This window comes from Snodgrassella sp. CFCC 13594, assembly GCF_001590725.1.
GTDB lineage: Bacteria > Pseudomonadota > Gammaproteobacteria > Burkholderiales > Neisseriaceae > Snodgrassella.
Genome location: NZ_LQXR01000001.1, coordinates 184,090 through 202,869 on the forward strand (window position 1 = coordinate 184,090; position 18,780 = coordinate 202,869).

Genomic DNA, 18,780 nt, shown 5'->3' on the forward strand with positions numbered 1-18,780 from the left:
TGTGACGACAAGTCACACCTTTTTTTTGTTTTGATTTATTGCAAGTCAGCTGGCAATGGATCATTGGGTAACGCATCAACAGCTTGTACTTGCTTATTAAAATTCAAAACCATATGGTCTTTTTGTGTGGTTTCGCCAAAAAATGTCTGGCTGTGGGGTAATTGCGGCGTGCTTAAGCCCAACCAAGCGGCCAACCCATCCATCAAGTAGAAGCCAGTACGGTCTGCGCGGATGTGTTTGACACCTTGACCATCGCTGTTTACCACCACCAGTGGGATGTGGTAATTCTGCCGATAACGGTCATTGTGGCGCAAGATGCTGGATGATTTCACCAATTCGTTTTTCTCGTAAGTGTCTTTGTCGTGGCTTAAACCATGATCACTGAAATACAGCATGCTAAATGGTTGCTGTGTTTGACCCAATGTTTGGTAAATCTGCTTTAATACCTGATCAGTAAACGCGATGCTGTCGATGTAGCAATTGCTATTTTTGTTTTCAACATAATGGTGTGGCGCTGAGCGAATGCGGTCGCAAGGATTGGGGTGAGAGCCAATTAAGTGCAGCACAATTAATCTATTTTGGCCTGATTGTATTGGTTGCGCCAATGCTTGTTTGAGCCAAGGAATCAGCTGATCATCATAGGTGTCCTGACCAAAATCGTAGCCAGTGGTTTTCAAGAAATGCACATAATGGGCTTGATGTGCGATGGCGGAAATGGTGGTGTCGTATTGACCTAAGGCTCCCTGATTGGATAGCCAAGCGGTTTGCATGCCGGCTTTGTTGGCCAGAGACATAAGGTTGTTTTGCAGGCTAAAGCCTTGATGGTTGCTCAGGCTTAGACCATAAAGTAAAGCAATGGGGGTATTGGGACCCGCAGCATACATATTATCCAATACCACGTTGGCATGTTGCTGCAAGAAAGGTGTATCTGCTTGCTTGAAACCATAGAGCTGCATGTAATCACTGCGCATGCTTTCACCCACCACCAATACATAGTTTCGATAGGGTTGATGAACAGAGGTAACGGTCCAGTTATCGGGTTGAGCTAAGTCTGCTTTGAGTTTGGCTAATTCAGCGAAATAGGCTTTGGGTTGAAAATAGGCATCGGCCAAAAATTCAATAGGCATCACTCGCATCGGAAAACCGCCTACGGTATAGCCTTTCTTTGCTGTTGATAACGTCATGATGGCGATGGCGAGCAGCATGACGGCACTCCACAGCCAATGAAAATGGGCAGAAGGTATTTTTTTGACCCAGACGGCGCTGAAGCCTGCCATGAATGCCAATACCACAGTCGCCAAGTAGGTTGACCAACCAATGGCGCTTAAATATTCTTGGGCCTCGCTGGCGCTGGTGCTGAGCAGCGAGGCCACAATACCAAAACTGGGTCGACCATATAAAGCTGCTGTGGGGTGGTAGAGCGCTATGATCACCGCCAGTAACCATAATACCCATGCCAATATTTGAGGACAAAAACGGTGTAGCAATATTAGGAAAAACCAAGTTTCCACAATGCGATTCGGATTGGGTGGATAGGCCAGCGCGTATATGCTGGCGACGCTCAATACCAAGAGCCAAGCCAACCAAATGGCGTAACGAAGTTTCGGTGATACTGTCATGCGCGTTTCCTGCGTTGGCCACGGTGGTGGCGAGATGGGTTATTTAAGCGTTGTGGGTGGTGGGGGTGAAGCGGTCGGCAAAAAAAGCAGATTCAGGCAGCCCACATTCATTAATGCAGCGCATGTAAGCGTCATCAATCATGTGGGGATTGCCGCAGGCATACACTTCATGATTGTGTAAATCAGGATGGTTACGAATGGCGCAGTCTTGCACATGACCGCTCAAGCCCGCCCAAGCAGCAGAAGGATGGGAGGCCACCAAATGGATTTGCGCATGAGGCATAGCGCCCATCAAAGCCATGATGGCGGCGGTGTCATAAAACCATTCGTTTTGGCTCATGCCCCAGTAAAGGGCAAGTGGACGCGGTGATGCAGTGCGCACCAATTGGGCGAGCATGGCTTTGATGGGTGCAATGCCGGTGCCTGTGGCGAGCATTAGCAGTGGCTTGGCGTTTTCTTGCAGAGCAAAAGAGCCTAGAGGTAACTGCAGACGCAGCATGCTGTTGATGGGCAGCTTGCCTGAAAATAGCGGTTCCGAAAACACCCCATCGGCATGGCGTCGTACATGTAATTCGAGGGTGTGATTGGTTTCATCATAAGCGGCAATGGAATAACTGCGGCGCTGTTGTTGGCGCAGTAAGACATCTGCATATTGACCAGGATGAAAGTGAAGTGATTTGTTCTTGGGTAACGCCAATGTCAACACGGCATAATTGCCATAAATGACAAGTCCACTGATTTTGGTAGGCATAATGTGCGGGACAATGGCTTGCGCACCTTGATATTTTGGCATAGTGACAACCACATCACTTTGCGCAGCAGTGCAACAAAGCAAGATTTGGCCATGATTTAGGTCGGCCTCACTCAAGGCCTGTTGCACCTGTAAAACGCTGACATGGCCGCTGTCTAAATGCGCTTGACAGGCGCCGCAGGTGCCGCTTTGACAGGCATGCGGCAGTGGCAACCCTTGCTGCTTGGCGGCGGACAATATGGTTTCATCGGCGTTAACGGTGAATGTTTCCTGTGCCGGTTCAACCGTGACGTGAAAAGACATAAGCAATGTCAGCAGAACTGCCTCAATCAATAAAGGCTGCCATGTTAGCGCTGCCTTGGTTAAAAGCCAAGTCGAGCACATTCAGGCAGCCTATATAAAATGTGAAATGCTTAATCGCGCATCAAAGTCTATGCAGTGGCTTATTTGGTTTTGGCAAAATAGGTGTCGTGTAATTTATCGTATTCACCTGACGCCCGCACTTTTTCTAACGCTGCATTCAGCATTTTCAGTGCAGCTTCATCGTTTTTGCGTACCGCAAAGCCATAGTGCTCTGCTGGAAAATCGGGCACAGTTACCATATGAAAGCCCTTATCGCCATTGTTCTTAACATAATTGGCGACCACGGCGCTGTCACTCACTACCGCATCTACGCCACCACTTTCCAATTCTTTCAAAGCCAGTGGCACGCTGTCGAAGCGGGCAATTTTGGGGCTGGTGGCACCCAATAATTTCTGGGCAGCTAAATCGCCTGTTTGGCCAGTAGCCACACCAATGCGTGCCATATTTTTTAATTCTTCAGCCGATTTCAGCTCTTTGCCTTGCGGCACCAGAATAACTTGGGTAATTTCAAAATAAGGCTCACTAAAGGCCATGGTTTGTTTGCGTTCATCCGTGATGGTCACGGCTGCGGCCACCATGTCGATATCACCGTTGTTTAAGCTCGCAAATAGGCCATCCCAAGGTTGATCTTTAAAGGTGACTTTAAAGCCGCCCGCTTTAGCCAGCGCATTCATTAGGTCAATGTCGAAGCCAGTCAATTGGCCATTGGCACCTTGTGATTCAAAAGGTGCAAATTCGGCGTTGGTGCCCACAATATAGGTTTTGCCAGCAGATGGCGTTGCGCTGGCATCTGCGCTTGACGCTTCGTGTTGGCCGCCGCATCCGGCCAATGCCAGACCTGCTGCGGCACACAGAGCTGTAAATTTGATTTTGATGTTCATTGGCGCTATCCCTTTCAGCACAGTAAAAAGTTAAATTCAGATGATATTTGGCAAATGCTGGTTGTTTTATCAAAAATAATGCCGAAATCCATCAATTTCGTTGTATTTTAACATAAATATACACAGAAGCTTGGGCCGGGGTTTTGTGCGGTAAGAAAAAACCGCCGAGGGTGCTATAATCCGTGCTTTGGCGTGCTTAGGCTGCCTGAAGGTCTTTGGGCAGCCATTCTGTGCGTGTTGCGAAAAGGTGAGTCACTATGCAATTGATTCATACCATTGATGACTTGCGTCAATGGCGGAAAACGGTCGGTCGTGTGGCATTTGTGCCCACCATGGGCAATCTGCATGAAGGCCATTTGGCGTTGGTGCAGGCAGCCAAGCAGGCAGCCGATAAAGTGGTGGTGAGTATTTTTGTCAACCGATTACAATTTGGACAAGGGGAAGACTTTGATCAATACCCACGCACCTTACAAGAAGACGCCAGTAAATTAAGCCATGCGGGTGTAGCTGTTTTGTTTGCACCTGATGAGCGCGAACTTTATCCACATGTGTCGCAAGATTACAATGTCATGCCGCCTCATCTGCAAAATGAATTGTGCGGCCGTTTTCGGCCTGGCCATTTTCGCGGGGTGGCCACAGTGGTAACCAAATTGTTTAATATTGTGGCGCCGGATGTAGCCTGTTTCGGCAAAAAAGACTACCAACAGCTCACCATCATTAGAGGCATGGTGGCTGATTTGAATGCCAATATCGAAATTTTGCCGGTAGACACGGGCCGCGCTCCAGATGGCATGGCATTGTCTAGCCGTAATGCGTATTTGACGGCGGCACAGCGCGCCCAAGGGCCGCAATTGTATGCGGCACTGTCTCAAGTGGCCAAAGGCATTGTTGCGGGCAATGGGGATTATGCTGAGCTAGAACGTGCGGCTATTGATGCATTGCAACGGCAAGGGTGGGTGGTGGATTACATTGAGGTACGCCACGCCGATACATTGGCAGTGGCGCATGTAGCGATCGCCACTTGGTGGTATTGGGTGCAGCACGTTTGGGCCATACCCGATTAATTGATAATATCGAAGTAACAGCCGCTTTTTAATCACGGAGCAGCCGATGTTGAGGTCGGCGGCATCGAGCAAACGACAGCAAGGCAGGATGACGTATTTATGTGGTGGATATTGCTATTTTTATTAATGTTGGCCATAGCTGCGTTATTGTGGTGGCGAGGTAAGCAAGAACGCGAGTGGCGCATGGAGTTGACTTATTTGTCACGCCACCAAAAAGAAGACGACGCACAAGGTGCTCAATTGCAAACGCCAGCGCCAACCTTGCGCAAAGTTTCACCTGTGCTTACCAATATGCGTGAGCAAGTACAAAATCAGCAACACCACCAAGCCTTAAGTGAACGTTTGCAGGCCAAAATGCGGGCATTGAACCCGCGTCACAAACAAGCACCAATATTGTCTGATGAAGACAAGCAGCGTTTGGCCAGCGATGAAGCATTGGCAGAACTGCCTATTTTTGCCCAAAGCTATGAATCAGAATCCCTATCGCAGGCTGAAATCGCAACGACTGCACCTGCTGAAGATGCGCAATCTGGATCCGCAGCAGCAGATGGCATTACAGTAACGAGCCCGCTTAAACACATGCACGCTACGCCCAAGGCATCCATTGCGGATACGCCTGCCGAGAGTGTGGTTTCAGGCAGCCTGAATGAATCTGATGGTCACCACCCAATGGTCGCTGACGTACCTGCTTTTGCACCGGTTTTGGATGAACAATTGCCTGCGGGTAGGCCCTTTTTATCACCTACAAATTTGACGCCAGAAAATACAGTCCTTGCTCAAAGCGCCCTTCAAACGTACGGAACGCCTACTCAGTTGCCTGAAACCGAAGCACCATTAGCAGCGATAGGGCAGAATGAGCATTCCGCCTCTGAAAAGACGTCCATCCCAGCCACCCATTGGGAAGTGATTACGTTGGCCGAAGCCACACGCAAAGTTGCTACTTTGGTTAAAGCGGATGACACACCAACAACCAAAGCGCCATTGGAAACGGTGAAGCTGAACTGGCCTTTGCCAGAAGTCGTGCGTCAGCCTGAAGAACCAATCAAACCGGAAATCACCTTGGCTGACCCAGCTTTGTCACGCATTCGTTCTCGTACCGAAGCGGAACGATTGGCGTTGCGCGAAGCACAAACTGATCCAGCGATGATGGTCGTGCCGCCGTCTCATACAATTCGTCATGAATCGCATACTGATGAAAGTGTGCATACTATTGGCGCCGAGGATATTCGCAGCAATCTATTGCGCCAACGCCTAGCTAGGCGGCGTACCGAACCAGTCACGCTAAAAACGGCTGGGGTTGAATTGTCGGTGATTGCCGAAGATGAGGTGTTGGCTAATTTGTCCAAAACCGATTCCCCCGTGAATAAGCACAAATTTCGCCGAACCACTGTGCGGGAGAGCGTGATTCCGGCTGCTGCTCGCATTGGGCAAAGCCATGCGGTTAATGTATCCCCCGTGGCAGCTGCGTTCAGTCAAGCGGCGCTGCCAACGGCTGCGGTGAGCGCCCCCATTTCAACCCGGTTTACACCTTTCGATCACCAATTGAGTGGCGCTGAAACAGGTATCAATAGCGCCGCAGCCTTGCCTTCTGGTGTTGGTGCTGCGATGGGGCATAGGCTGCCTGAAAAAGAAGCTGCTCCTGTTCTGCACATGACTGATGCGCCGCAGTGGTCGATTCATGACCGTTTACAACAGCCATCCCCGATTGATTGGGTTGAAGAAACGCAGGCAAATTCTGATGGTTTAGATGTCATGCCACCTTGCTAGATGAATCGGTTGTGCCAAATGAGCGTATGGATGTTGCAATGGCAGAGCCGGATGGGTCTTTATTATCGTCATTGACACCATCTCAGCATCAGTACCAAGCCACTGAAACCACAACATGGCCGTCCGCACCCATTGTTGATGAGGCGCAAGCGGCGGTGCCTGAATGGCAGAAAACGCTGAATGAGGCAATGACGGCGCCGGATACGGCTTTGGCCCCCAATTGGCAGAGCAAGCGTGTACCCAGTGTCGTGCCTGATGCTTCTGTGACGAGTGAGCAGACACAACAGCCCGCTTTGGTTGGCGGCAATTCATTACTGCAATCGGGGATGGCCAGTGCCCTAGAAAAATCAACAGAGGCGCCTACAGCTGCTTCGCCTATACCTACACCTTCTGTGTTGACGTCTCATTCGGGATCGCCAACAGCCATGGGCATGGCTTTGCAAAGTGCTTTGCATAATGCACCTTCTGCTCAACCTGAGTCCCTAATGCAGCCACCCCTACCGCAATTGGATTTGTTGTTACCGCCTCAGTATGACGAGACGGCGCATCAATCTGATGAAGCTTTGCTGGAAAACGGCATTACCATTGAAGAGAAACTGGCCGAATTTAAGGTGAAGGTCAATGTGGTGGATGCGTTTGCTGGTCCTGTGATTACCCGCTATGAAATTGAGCCAGCGCAAGGGGTTCGGGGTAGCCAAGTGGTGAATCTGGAAAAAGACTTGGCGCGCAGTTTGGGTTTTGCTTCGATTCGTGTGGTGGAAACCATTCCGGGTAAGACATGCATGGGCTTGGAATTGCCTAACCCGAAGCGTCAGATTATTCGTTTGAGTGAAATATTCAATGCGCCTGTGTTCCAGCAATCTCGCTCCAAGCTCACACTGGCGCTGGGGCAAGACATCACTGGTGAGCCGGTAGTCACTGATTTGGCCAAAGCACCGCACCTCTTGGTGGCTGGTACCACCGGCTCAGGTAAATCGGTGGGTGTGAATGCCATGATTTTGTCCATGATATTCAAAGCCACACCGGAAGAAGTGCGCTTGATTATGATTGATCCGAAAATGCTGGAATTGAGTATTTATGAAGGCATTCCCCATTTATTAGCCCCTGTGGTAACGGACATGAAACTGGCTGCCAATGCGTTGACGTGGTGTGTCAATGAAATGGAAAAACGCTATCGATTGATGAGCCACATGGGCGTGCGCAATTTGGCTGGGTTTAACCAAAAAGTGCTAGAGGCTGGCGCGCGTGGCCAAAAATTGGCCAACCCATTTTCGCTTACCCCCGATGATCCCGAGCCTTTGGAGAAGTTGCCTACATCGTGGTAGTGGTGGATGAGTTTGCCGACTTAATGATGACGGCAGGCAAGAAGATTGAAGAATTGATTGCACGCTTAGCACAGAAAGCCCGGGCGGCGGGGATTCATTTAATTCTGGCTACCCAACGCCCCAGTGTGGATGTGATTACAGGCTTGATTAAAGCCAATATTCCTACGCGTATTGCTTTTCAAGTGTCTAGTAAAGTGGATAGCCGCACCATTTTGGATCAGATGGGTGCGGAAAACTTGCTGGGCCAAGGTGACATGTTGTTTTTGCCGCCTGGTACAGGCTATCCGCAACGCGTACATGGTGCCTTTGTGGCTGACGAAGAGGTGCATCGCGTGGTGGATTACTTGAAACAATTTGGGGAACCTCATTATATCGATGATATCCTCACCGCAGGTGTGAGTGAGGACGATATGTTCAGCAACGCCAATGGTGCGCGCAGTAACGATGGTGATCAAGACCCTTTGTATGACGAAGCCATCTCTTTGGTGGTGAAAACACGCAAAGCCAGTATTTCTTCGGTACAGCGCCAATTGCGCATAGGCTATAACCGCGCAGCCCGATTAGTTGAACAAATGGAAGCAGATGGCATTGTGTCTGCGGCTGAAGGCAATGGTAACCGCACGGTATTGGCACCCAGTAGCAGCCATTTGGATGAATAAAAGCAACAGGCAATGCCTTTCAGGCTGCCTGAGCACATTCGAGCCATGGTATTTATTGCTATCGCGCTGTTGGCTTGGGTTGACGTACTGGGGTGGTTTATTCGATTGCGGTAGTCTTGCGCCAGTCATGTAAACTCGCCTATCCAATGATGAATGTCAGCAATGTTTTATGCGGCGACATTGTCCATAAAAAAAGGCCCGATAATTGATGGTTGTCGGGCCTTTTTATGTGCACGGTGTTGTGTTATTTTTTGGGTCTAACGGATCGGCAAATAGCCGGGTCGGTTTCCACCAAAGGACCGCCTACCGCATCCACGCAAATGGGAACCGATGCGAAAATACCAGGGATAATTTGTTCGCCGTTTTGGTTTTTAACGCCGCCTAAAGTTTCTGCAATGGCACTGGGTTTGCCCGGCAAATTTAGAATGAGGCTATGGCCACGCAGCACACCGACTTGGCGCGATAAAATGGCAGAAGGTGTAAAGTGCAGGCTAATTTGGCGCATCAATTCACCAAAACCCGGAATCACCCGATCGGCCACAGCCAAAGTTGCCTCTGGCGTCACATCGCGCAAATAAGGGCCGGTGCCACCGGTGGTGAGAATAAGTGGGCACCCATCTTCATCAGCCAGTTGCTTGAGCGTGTGTTCAATCTGCGGTTGTTCATCTGGGATTAGGTGTTCAACGAAATTCAAGGGATTCAGCACCGCCTGCGCCAACCAATCTTTTAAACCCGGCAAGCCTAAATCTTGGTAAATGCCTTTTGAAGCACGGTCACTGATGGAGACCAAGCCGATTTTTAATGTAGCCAAAGAAGCAGTCATGATGCATCCCCTTGCAGCAAAACAAAGATGGGTATTGTAATATAGCGTTCTTTGTCTGTCATGGAGCAAGTAAGCTATGGATCAACAAGAATTGACTCATTTTAATGGTCGCGGCGAAGCGCACATGGTGGATGTGGGTGAGAAAGCCTCAACCAAACGTGTGGCCGTGGCGGAAGGGCGCATTGTGGTCAATGAAGTGGCGTTTGCCAAATTAATGGCAGGCGACAGCAAAAAAGGCGATGTCTTGGGTGTGGCGCGGATTGCGGCCATTCAGGCGGCGAAGCAAACTGCGTTATTGATCCCTCTGTGTCATCCGATTGCATTGACACGGGTGAATGTGGATTTTGAAACCGATGCGGCAGCGCGGAGTATACATATCCGTGCGCAGACGGAGACGGTGGGTCAAACAGGGGTAGAAATGGAGGCCTTGACCGCCGCCAGTGTGGGGTTGCTCACCATTTATGACATGCTCAAGGCGGTTGATAAAGGCATGGTTATTCAACAAGTGGCTTTGTTGCGCAAAGAAGGCGGCAAATCTGGTCTGTGGCAACGGGATGAACAGATTATTGATTGAGAGAAGGGCCTAGTCGCGCTGGTTGACTTTACTACCAATGAAATGTTCTGCCGCATCTTTGAGTTGAAATCGGTCGGCATGGCGCGTGATTTCGCCACCCACCAAAGGCGCATAATCTACGTTCACATGGATTTCAGGCAGCTTTAAAATACGCCATAGGGTAATCAATAACGGCGTTTGTCCCACGTAGGCTACATCGGCTGTGCGCGTTCCTTGTGGATAATAATAGCGCAGCGCAATGGCTTGCACCGGTGCTCCAGTATCAATGGCTGCCTGAAACAAGGCGGCTTTAAACGGCAGCGTTTCTAATCCGTTGGATGTACGTGCTTCTGGAAAAAAGGTCACACTGCGCTGGTGTGCCAATGCATCAGCAATGGCTCGGTTCACGGTATCCACGTCGCGGTGTGATCGTCTGTTGATGAATACTGTGCCAACATGGGTGGCCAAGGTGCCAATTAGCGGCCATCGCCGAATGGATTCTTTGGCAATAAAACCACTGGGGTATTGCGACATCAATACAAAAATATCCAACCACGAGACATGATTGGCCACCGCCAGAATAGGCCCATTACTGGGGCATTGAGCGTGCTGATTGATGTGCAGTTGAATATTCAAGATACGCAACATGCGTTCGGCAATGCCGGTTAAGGCGTGATCGCGTTCAATTTTATTGCGTTTCTTAAAGCCATAAACAATCCATGTGGTGGACCACAGCCATGCGGCCATCCGGATTAGGCGCCAAAAACGGGTTGTCAAAGAAGTGTAGGGGCGTTTTTGCATAAAATGATGTACTCAATGCTGGCAATGGGGGCAGTAAAAGCTGCTGCGTTGGCCTTGGGTGATTTTCATGATTAAGCTGCCACACACGCGGCAGGTTTCGCCACTGCGACCATAAACCATGTATTGTTGTTGGAAATAACCGCTTTGGCCATTGCTGTTGACGAAGTCGCGTAAGGTGCTGCCGCCGGCTAGAATGGCGCGTTGTAACACCGATTTCACCGCCTCCACTAGGCGGATAGTTTCGGCTTTAGTCAGCCGTTGGGCTGCTTTTGTGGGGCGAATACCTGCGTAAAACAGCGATTCGTTGGCATAAATATTGCCCACGCCCACGACTACATGGTTGTCCATTAGCGCCAGCTTGATGGCGCGGCTTTGCTTGTGTAATGAGGCTTTCAGGTAGCCTGCATTAAACTCATCACTGAATGGCTCTGGCCCCAAATGCGCCAATAGTGGGTGGTGTTCTGGCGCACCTGGATGCCACAAAATGGCTCCGAACCGACGCGGGTCGTGAAAACGTAACACGGTGCCATCAGTGAAAACCAAATCTACATGGTCGTGTTTTTGTGCCGCAGGGGTGGCATCATGAGCATAAATACGCAAGCTGCCAGACATGCCCAAATGCATCAATATATGACCTTGCGCCGTGTGGAGTAACAGATATTTGGCGCGTCTGTTGACGCTGAGTATGGTTTGTCCGGGTAGTGTCTTGGTTAGTGACGCGGGAATGGGCCAGCGCAGCTGGGCTTGGCGAATGATGATTTGTTGGATGGTTTTCCCCGTGATGTGTGGTGCAATGCCAGCACGGGTGGTTTCAACTTCGGGTAATTCAGGCATGGTTGGCGCGGTTTCTACTGCCAGTGGAGTGGGGGCAACCATAACACAACACACGATAGCTGAACAGTTGTCAGCCCAATGGTACTAATAAGGAGACTGGGTAAGAAGCGGTAAAGACCACACAACCCCGAAACGCAGACAAATTCGGTTGTGATAAAGTAGCGCTTTTCAGGCAGCCTGTGTTGCCTTTTGGTTATTACGGAGAATGTGTCGATGTCCCTTTGGTTACACCGTTTTATCCCGCTGGTGATGGCATTATCGGCAACGCCTTTGTGGGCGCAAAGTCATTCGGATACGGCCGCAGTACCGAATATCAATGCCAATATCAAGCAGGTGGATACGCAGGTATTGAAGGCCAATGAAGCATCCATGCAACGCCGCCTAGACATTGCGCAACGTGCCAATAATGTGTTTACTCTGTATGCCAGCGAATTGGCACTGGCGCACGGTCAAGTGGGTACCGCGTTGTCGACCTATATGGTGATGATGGAGCGCACACAAGACCCTGAAGTGGCAGAACGTGCTTTGGATATTGCGGTCAATGCAGGTGCCATTGCCCAGGCTGATGCCATTTGGGCCAGGTGGCAGCAAATTGACCTGATGATACGGGTGCTGTATTTGAGCGCATGCGCTGGCAAATTGCCGTGGCGAAGGGTGATATACCATCAGTAACGGCTGGGTTGCCCCTCATTTTGGAAAAAGCCAACGATTATGCATTGCGGCGCATTTTTCTACAAATGGCGCAATTGAGTTTGCGCGATCAATCGGTGGCCGAGCTGGCTTATGCCAATATCCATAAAAGTGCCCGTAGTCATACTGATATGCCAGAGGCAATGATTGCAGATGCGCTGTTTTCTGCACTTAGTGGGCACCAGCAGGATGCGGTGGTGGCGTTGCGCCATTTGGCTGATTTAGATAGCCAATTGCAACCGGCCACTCAATTAACATTGGGCTTGATCAATGTGCGTCAGCCACAAGTGTTGCAGGCTTTTTTTCGCCAGACCGACATCCGCTCGCTTTCGCCTATGTGGCAGAGCTTATACATCGATGGTTTGATGAGCAGCAACCAGTTGGCCAAAGCCTATCAAGAAATTCAACCCCTATTGACCACGAGCAGCAGTGCCGATTTGTACTTACAGGCTGGCTTTTTGTCGGTTAATCAAAAAGAGCCTGTGGCCAAAACATTGGATTATTTAAGCAAGGCTTATGCATTAGGTAACAGCGCGCAGCAAAGTAAAGCGGCTTTTTTGGCGGCTATGCGCTTACTGGATTTGCACGAAACCCGTGAGGCACGTGGCTGGGCCAATAAAATCAAAGACCCCAGTTATGGTTTTGATAAAGCCCTATTGTTAGCGTCTTTGGAAGGCGAAGAAAAACATTTTCAGGCAGCCCAGCAACAATTGGATGCAGCGCGTCGTTTAAAAATGGCCAAAGGGGTATTTTTTGATCAAGATGATTTGTGGCGTTTGCAGTTTTTGTTGTTGAGTAGAACCACCAAGCCTGCGCAAATGTTACCGCAGATCAACCGTTGGTTGGCAGAAGCTCAGCGTACTGGGCAAGCTAGTCACGAAGCATCTTTGCTTTATCAGCGGGGGCTGATTTATGCTGATGAACTTCGTCAGCCGCAAAAAGCCGTGGCTGATTTGCGCCGTTATAATGAATTGAAACCCGATAGCGCGGCCGGATTGAATGCGCTTGGGTATTCTATGTTGTCCTTGTCCAAGGCCCATTGGGTAGAAGCACAGCAATGGATTGAGCAGGCTTATCAGTTAGACAGCCAGTCACCTGCCATCAATGATAGCTTGGGTTGGGCTTATTTTCTCAATGGCGATGCCGAACGGGCGTTGCCGTATTTGCAATTTGCGTTCCGCGAAGATCCTGAACCAGAAGTCGCGGCTCATTTGGGCGAGGTACTTTGGCAACTGGGTAAACGGGATGAAGCCAAGGTGATTTGGCAGCAAGGCTTGAATGGCGAAGGCGATCAGCGAGTCTTGCGCGCCACTTTGCGGCGTTTGGGTGTGTTGTTGAAGCCTGCATCCATGGATGCAGCAGTAGGACAAGTGAATGCTGAGGTGTCTCCATGAATCGCATTAAAAAAAAACATTTCATGCGCCGATGGGTGTTGGTGTGTGCCGGCAGTGTATTATTGGCTGCCTGCAGCACGGTTCAACCTCCAAAACAAAATGCGGTGGCCGATTCACTTTGGCGTCCGGCGCCTACTACTGAATCAGGGTTTGATGCTGAAGGTCGATTGGCGGTGAAAGATGAGGGTAAAGGTTCGTATGCCAATTTTGCTTGGCAAGATATGGGTGGCATGCAGAATCTAGAAGTCAAAACGCCGCTGGGAAACAGTGTAGGGGTTTTGTGTCAAGATGGGATGGGTGTGATTGCGCAAGACAGTGCTGGCCGCGTTGTTCAGGCAGCCAGTGTGGCGGATTTGAGTGAGCGGATGTTGGGTTTTGCTTTGCCTTTTGATCATTTAAATCAATGGGTGAAGGGCTATTGGGCGGTGGGTGAGCCTTATCAGTTATTGCCAGATGGTCGGCTCCGCCAATCCGGTTGGGTTATTGAGCGGGAATTGAATGCCAATCGTGCCGCGCCCAAGCGCGTGGAATTGAGCAATACCCGCTTTAATATTCGCTTGGTGTTTGATGAATATGGGTCTACATCAGCCGAAGCGAATGGCGTATGTGCATTGCGCCAAGAGGAAGGGCATTGACCGTGCCGGCCAGTAGTAATATACCCGCAACTGCTCATGCTTACTTGGCGCCTGCGAAACTGAATCTGGATTTACGCATAGTGGGTCGACGTCCAGATGGGTATCACCTATTGGAAAGTGTTTTTACGTTGATTGCCTTGTATGATCGTCTGTGGTTACAGCCGAATCCGGAGGGTCAAATTCGGCTGCATACGCCCACAGCAGGGGTGCTGCCTGAGCACGATTTGTGTTGTCGCGCCGCACACAGTTTGCAAGCTGCGGTACACAGCAAACAAGGGGTGGATATTTGGTTAGAAAAACACATTCCCATGGGCGGTGGCTTGGGTGGTGGAAGCTCCGATGCGGCATTAATGTTGATGGCACTCAATCAGTTATGGCAATGCGGCTTGAATCGGCAACAGTTGATTAATTTGGGTGTTCACTTGGGCGCCGATGTGCCGTTTTTTGTGTTTGGCGAACCTGCTTTTGCTCGGGGTATTGGTGAAGTATTGACGCCGATTACTGTGCCTTTACAATGGTATGTCATCATTAAACCCGCGGTGCATGTGAGTACGGCAGTGGTTTTCGATCATGGGGGCTTGACACGCGATTCCGAAGCCAGCATAATGCCAGTCTTTCAAACGCCACAATCTTGCAGAAATGACATGCAAGCTGTTGTTTTGTTTGAATATCCTGAAGTTAAATCGGCGTTTGATGTGTTGGCTCGTTATGGTGAGCCAATGATGACTGGTTCTGGAGCTTGCGTGTTTCTGCGCTTTGCTAACGAAACAGCCGCGCGCAAGGTTTATCAGGACATTTTTCCTACGCATCAGGCTTATTGTGTGGCTGGCTTAAATCGCCATCCTTTTTATGCTTGATGTGTGGTGTGTTGGGGAGTCGTCAAGTGGTTAAGACACTGGGTTTTGATCCCAGTATGCGCAGGTTCGAATCCTGCCTCCCCAGCCAATCAATGCATTACGAATAAAGACTCTCTTGGGGAGTCGTCAAGTGGTTAAGACGCCGGATTCTGATTCCGGTATGCGTAGGTTCGAATCCTACCTCCCCAGCCAATGAAAGAAGCGTGTGAGATACCTTACACGCTTCTTTGGTATTTGAGTGTGGCGTGAATTTCAGGCAGCCATCTCGTGGCAAAAGTGGTATCATGCGCGCTGCACGGCAACATCGTGATTTTTGTGTACATTCAGATTCGAGCACGCACAATGTTCCATTTACATCATGCAAAACATTTCGCAGGTACAGAAGACATGGCAGCATACGACAGTTTGATGGTGTTCACCGGTAACGCCAACCCCGATTTGGCCAATAATGTGGTCAAGCATTTGGATATCTCTTTGGGGCGTGCCAGCGTATCCCAGTTTTCTGATGGCGAGATTGCCATTGAGTTGTTGGAAAATGTACGTGGTCGGGATGTGTTTATTGTGCAGTCAACTTGTGCACCCACCAATAATAATTTGATGGAAATCTTGACCATGGCGGATGCGATGAAACGCGCTTCTGCTGGCCGAATCACGGCAGCCATTCCTTATTTTGGTTACGCACGCCAAGATCGTCGTCCGCGCTCTGCGCGGGTACCGATTTCTGCCAAGTTGGTAGCCAATATGCTTTATTCGGCTGGCATTGACCGCGTACTGACCGTGGATTTGCATGCCGACCAGATTCAAGGTTTTTTCGATATTCCTGTGGACAATATTTATGCCACGCCGATTTTGGTTCACGACATTGAAAAGCAACGCTTTGATAATTTAACCGTGGTTAGCCCCGATATTGGTGGCGTAGTTCGCGCCCGCGCGGTGGCCAAAATGTTGAATGCCGATTTGGCTATTATTGATAAGCGCCGTCCGAAAGCCAATGTGGCTGAGGTCATGAATGTGATTGGCGATATTCAGGGCAAAACTTGTCTTATCGTGGACGATATGATTGATACCGCCAATACGCTATGCAAAGCGGCGTCTGCGCTGAAAGAGCGTGGTGCTGAACGGGTATTGGCGTATGCCACACACCCTGTGTTTTCTGGTGAGGCAGTAAGCCGCATTGCGTCATCTGATATCGATCAAGTGGTTGTAACTGATACCATACCGTTGTCTGCCGCAGCCAAGCAATGCGACCGCATCCGTCAGGTAACCATTGCGGGCTTGTTGGCTGAGACCGTGCGCCGCATCAGCAATGAAGAATCTGTGTCCTATCTTTTCAATGAAGATTTGGTCGCACCGGGAGCCATGTTTCTCCCGTAACCCCCGTCGTCTTAAGCTGGTCGCGGCCGATGACGACGTTTTTTACTTTTGGAGTTGTTATGTCATACGAAATTAAAGCAGAAATCCGCGAAGCTCAGGGCACTGGTGCGAGCCGCCGCCTGCGTCGTGAAAACAAGGTACCGGCCGTATTGTACGGTGAGGCTACTGAACCTTTGGCCATTGCCGTTGATCACCACGATATTTGGTTTGATTTGGATAAAGAATCATTCCATACCGCGGTCATCAAATTGGACGTGGCAGGTAAAGTGCACGATGTTATTGTGCGTGATTTCCAGATTCACCCCTTTAAACCCCAAGTTCAGCATATTGATTTTCAAGCCGTGGATGCCAATAAACCGGTTAATATCCGTGTACCGGTGCATTTGTTGAATGCGGCTGCATCTCCTGCAGAAAAATTGCAAGGCGGCCGTGTGGCTTTGTTGGCACAAACTGTTGAAGTTACTGCATTGCCGAAAGACATCCCAGCTTCTTTGGACTTGGATGTGAGTGCCATCAATGGCGGTGAAATTCGTCATCTGTCTGATTTGCCTTACCCAGAAGGTGTTACCAGCGTGGCTTTGCGTCGCCATGAAAATTTGGCTGTGGCTGCGGCTTCAGGTAAAAGCAAATAATTGATTTATGCCATCAAAAAGACACTGCATGCAGTGTCTTTTTTTTATTGTTGGTTTGGTATGTTGTGTTGAAAAACAATCGATTTAACTTCTATAGCGGATAGTATGCAATCCATCTTGTGGTGAGGCTAAGGATGCTACATGAATAGGGGAATAATCAAGTAGCAATGAGTGTGAATCTTAAAGCAACCTTCATGCCTTTCAGGCAGCCTTCACTTTTCATCCGATTCAAATAAACAGGTTTCTGTTTGGCAAGCGTAGAACCTTGTTGGGGATATGTATCTATAAACAACTGTTTTAATACACCTAATCAACAGCAGCAACCCAGTGTTATTTGAATAAAATAAGTATTCCAGTCGCGTACTGTCTGGATGGAATGAACATACACCCCATTTTTTTCATGCAGAAGAATCGTTTCTATAATCGCAGTCAGCGAATGCCATCACTCACGGCATAAATGGCACTCAAAATGCTTTCGCCAAGGCGCAATGAGCGTTGCCCATTCCACCCAAAATCATCATCGGGTAAATTATGGTTGTCTTTAAACGGCATTTCCAACGTATAAGCCAAGCAGCCAAAGGTCTGGCCGACATAAGCCGTGGCCATACTCAAGTTAGCCTCTCCTGGCTTGTCTATGGGATAACCATGCTCATCTTGGAAGTCAGGGCTAGCAAGCTTAAAGGCATGAGTAAACGACTGTTGAAGTTTGGCAATATGTTCGTTGAATGCGGGTACGCCATCGGTGCCTGCTAAAAATACATAAGGGATGGCTTCATCGCCATGAATGTCGAGAAACAAATCAACGCCTGTTTCATGCATTTTTTCGCGGACGCAATACACTTCAGGGCTGTGTTCCAGTGTGGGGCTTAGCCATTCGCGATTGAGGTTGGCGCCTGTGGCATTGGTGCGCAGGTTGCCTAAAACCGCTCCATCAGGATTCATGTTGGGCACAATATAGAATGTGGCTTGGTCGAGCAAGGCACGGGCAGTGGGGTCTTGGTGGTCAAGCAGCCTATTGAGCAAACCTTCGATAAACCACTCCGCCATGGTTTCTCCCGGATGTTGGCGAGCGATAACCCAGATTTTCAAATCACTGGCCGCTTGATTGCCAATGGTGAGTAAATTGATGTCCCGCCCTTGGTGGGTATTGCCTAAGTCATCAATTTGGCACAAACCACTGCCTTGTGCTTCCCCTAAAAGGTTGAGGTGTTGTTCATATGAATAAGGTTCGAAATATGCATAATAGACACTATTGCCTAGCGGGGTATGGTTGATGCTCAAAATTCCATTATGGTAATCAGTGGGTACGCGAAACCAATTAACACGATCATAAGAGCACGTGGCTTGGTAATCAGGCCAACCTTCTGGATAAGCCGATGAGGCTGCATTGAGAAAATGCATGTGCAGGTTTTGATAGGCGGCGCCTTGTACGCGGAAATAAAACCATTGATGAAATTCAGCAGCATTGTCTTTGGGCAAATTCAACTGGATATTGGTTGGGTCGGTGGCGTCAATAATATCAACATGACCGCCGTCGAACTGGGTACTGATTTTAAGCATGAGTTGGGTGCCTTAGCGTAACCACAAGATGTTTTATTGTAGCATTTTCACGGATATTCTTCTGCGTACGTATGGTGGTACTGCCTGCTTAAAGACGGCTTGGATATTGCTGTGCTGATTGCAACTGGATAAGCCAAAAAAGCCAAGATGAATACGCGCCATAAGTGCATTGTTACACAGATTGCTGCTTTGTCTTGT

General features: G+C 49.4%; 15 protein-coding genes, 2 tRNA genes and 2 pseudogenes. 12 read left to right on the plus strand and 7 right to left on the minus strand.

The features are described from left to right. Positions 1-35: 35 nt before the first annotated feature. The 3 genes from A2F46_RS00850 to A2F46_RS00860 are packed head-to-tail and all read right to left on the minus strand — an operon-like array spanning position 36 to position 3,614. The gene (locus A2F46_RS00850; RefSeq protein ID WP_066565602.1) at positions 36-1,619 is read right to left on the minus strand and encodes a phosphoethanolamine transferase; all 1,584 of its coding nucleotides are present in this window, start codon (positions 1,617-1,619) and stop codon (positions 36-38) included. Positions 1,620-1,662: 43 nt separating this feature from the next. Continuing rightward, positions 1,663-2,754 (minus strand): 2Fe-2S iron-sulfur cluster-binding protein, encoded by a 1,092-nt coding sequence (locus tag A2F46_RS00855; RefSeq protein ID WP_066565604.1) that lies wholly within the window; start codon positions 2,752-2,754, stop codon positions 1,663-1,665. 59 nt (positions 2,755-2,813) lie between these two features. Beyond that, the gene (locus A2F46_RS00860) at positions 2,814-3,614 is read right to left on the minus strand and encodes a basic amino acid ABC transporter substrate-binding protein (protein WP_066565606.1); all 801 of its coding nucleotides are present in this window, start codon (positions 3,612-3,614) and stop codon (positions 2,814-2,816) included. Positions 3,615-3,871: 257 nt separating this feature from the next. Here A2F46_RS00860 and panC point away from each other — a divergent pair. The 3 genes and pseudogenes from panC (at position 3,872) to A2F46_RS13170 (ending at position 8,429) form a co-directional block, all read left to right on the plus strand. Continuing rightward, positions 3,872-4,710, plus strand: a pseudogene (panC, locus tag A2F46_RS00865) (pantoate--beta-alanine ligase). Between the two features lie 67 nt (positions 4,711-4,777). Beyond that, positions 4,778-6,445, plus strand: a complete 1,668-nt coding sequence (locus A2F46_RS00870; RefSeq protein WP_066565609.1) for a hypothetical protein — start codon at positions 4,778-4,780, stop codon at positions 6,443-6,445. Between the two features lie 155 nt (positions 6,446-6,600). Next, positions 6,601-8,429, plus strand: a pseudogene (locus tag A2F46_RS13170) (DNA translocase FtsK). 244 nt (positions 8,430-8,673) lie between these two features. On the opposite strand, the gene mog reads toward A2F46_RS13170, so the two are convergent. After that, positions 8,674-9,252 carry a molybdopterin adenylyltransferase gene (gene mog / locus A2F46_RS00880; RefSeq protein WP_066565610.1) on the minus strand — a complete coding sequence of 193 codons (579 nt, stop codon included), beginning with the start codon at positions 9,250-9,252 and terminating at the stop codon, positions 8,674-8,676. A gap of 76 nt (positions 9,253-9,328) precedes the next feature. On the opposite strand from mog, the gene moaC reads away from it, so the two are divergent. Continuing rightward, on the plus strand, positions 9,329-9,826 hold the full coding sequence (gene moaC / locus A2F46_RS00885) for a cyclic pyranopterin monophosphate synthase MoaC (RefSeq protein WP_066565612.1): 498 nt from the start codon (positions 9,329-9,331) through the stop codon (positions 9,824-9,826). Between the two features lie 9 nt (positions 9,827-9,835). Here moaC and A2F46_RS00890 read toward each other — a convergent pair whose 3' ends face one another. Continuing rightward, entirely contained in the window at positions 9,836-10,606 is a 771-nt protein-coding gene (locus tag A2F46_RS00890) for a 1-acylglycerol-3-phosphate O-acyltransferase (protein ID WP_066565614.1), read from the minus strand. Between the two features lie 12 nt (positions 10,607-10,618). Then, positions 10,619-11,440 (minus strand): bifunctional DNA-formamidopyrimidine glycosylase/DNA-(apurinic or apyrimidinic site) lyase, encoded by an 822-nt coding sequence (gene mutM / locus A2F46_RS00895; protein ID WP_066565886.1) that lies wholly within the window; start codon positions 11,438-11,440, stop codon positions 10,619-10,621. Between the two features lie 213 nt (positions 11,441-11,653). Between mutM and A2F46_RS00900 the strand changes: the two genes are divergently transcribed. From A2F46_RS00900 to A2F46_RS00935, 8 genes are all read left to right on the plus strand, one after another. Then, positions 11,654-12,112, plus strand: a complete 459-nt coding sequence (locus A2F46_RS00900) for a hypothetical protein (protein WP_066565616.1) — start codon at positions 11,654-11,656, stop codon at positions 12,110-12,112. Next, positions 12,067-13,524 (plus strand): tetratricopeptide repeat protein, encoded by a 1,458-nt coding sequence (locus A2F46_RS00905; protein ID WP_066565618.1) that lies wholly within the window; start codon positions 12,067-12,069, stop codon positions 13,522-13,524. The genes A2F46_RS00900 and A2F46_RS00905 overlap by 46 nt, the downstream gene beginning before the upstream one ends. Beyond that, the gene (locus A2F46_RS00910) at positions 13,521-14,159 is read left to right on the plus strand and encodes an outer membrane lipoprotein LolB (protein WP_066565619.1); all 639 of its coding nucleotides are present in this window, start codon (positions 13,521-13,523) and stop codon (positions 14,157-14,159) included. Before A2F46_RS00905 ends, A2F46_RS00910 begins: the two co-directional genes overlap by 4 nt. Further along, the gene (ispE, locus tag A2F46_RS00915) at positions 14,129-15,016 is read left to right on the plus strand and encodes a 4-(cytidine 5'-diphospho)-2-C-methyl-D-erythritol kinase (protein ID WP_082783524.1); all 888 of its coding nucleotides are present in this window, start codon (positions 14,129-14,131) and stop codon (positions 15,014-15,016) included. The genes A2F46_RS00910 and ispE overlap by 31 nt, the downstream gene beginning before the upstream one ends. Before the next feature lie 12 nt (positions 15,017-15,028). After that, a tRNA-Gln gene (locus A2F46_RS00920) sits at positions 15,029-15,104 on the plus strand. A 28-nt stretch (positions 15,105-15,132) separates the two neighbouring features. Further along, positions 15,133-15,208, plus strand: a tRNA-Gln gene (locus A2F46_RS00925). A gap of 195 nt (positions 15,209-15,403) precedes the next feature. Continuing rightward, on the plus strand, positions 15,404-16,390 hold the full coding sequence (locus tag A2F46_RS00930; protein ID WP_156471526.1) for a ribose-phosphate pyrophosphokinase: 987 nt from the start codon (positions 15,404-15,406) through the stop codon (positions 16,388-16,390). Positions 16,391-16,449: 59 nt separating this feature from the next. Then, positions 16,450-17,022 carry a 50S ribosomal protein L25/general stress protein Ctc gene (locus tag A2F46_RS00935; protein WP_066565620.1) on the plus strand — a complete coding sequence of 191 codons (573 nt, stop codon included), beginning with the start codon at positions 16,450-16,452 and terminating at the stop codon, positions 17,020-17,022. Between the two features lie 429 nt (positions 17,023-17,451). Here A2F46_RS00935 and A2F46_RS00940 read toward each other — a convergent pair whose 3' ends face one another. Continuing rightward, the gene (locus tag A2F46_RS00940) at positions 17,452-18,582 is read right to left on the minus strand and encodes a M14-type cytosolic carboxypeptidase (RefSeq protein ID WP_066565621.1); all 1,131 of its coding nucleotides are present in this window, start codon (positions 18,580-18,582) and stop codon (positions 17,452-17,454) included. Between the last annotated feature and the right edge of the window lie 198 nt (positions 18,583-18,780).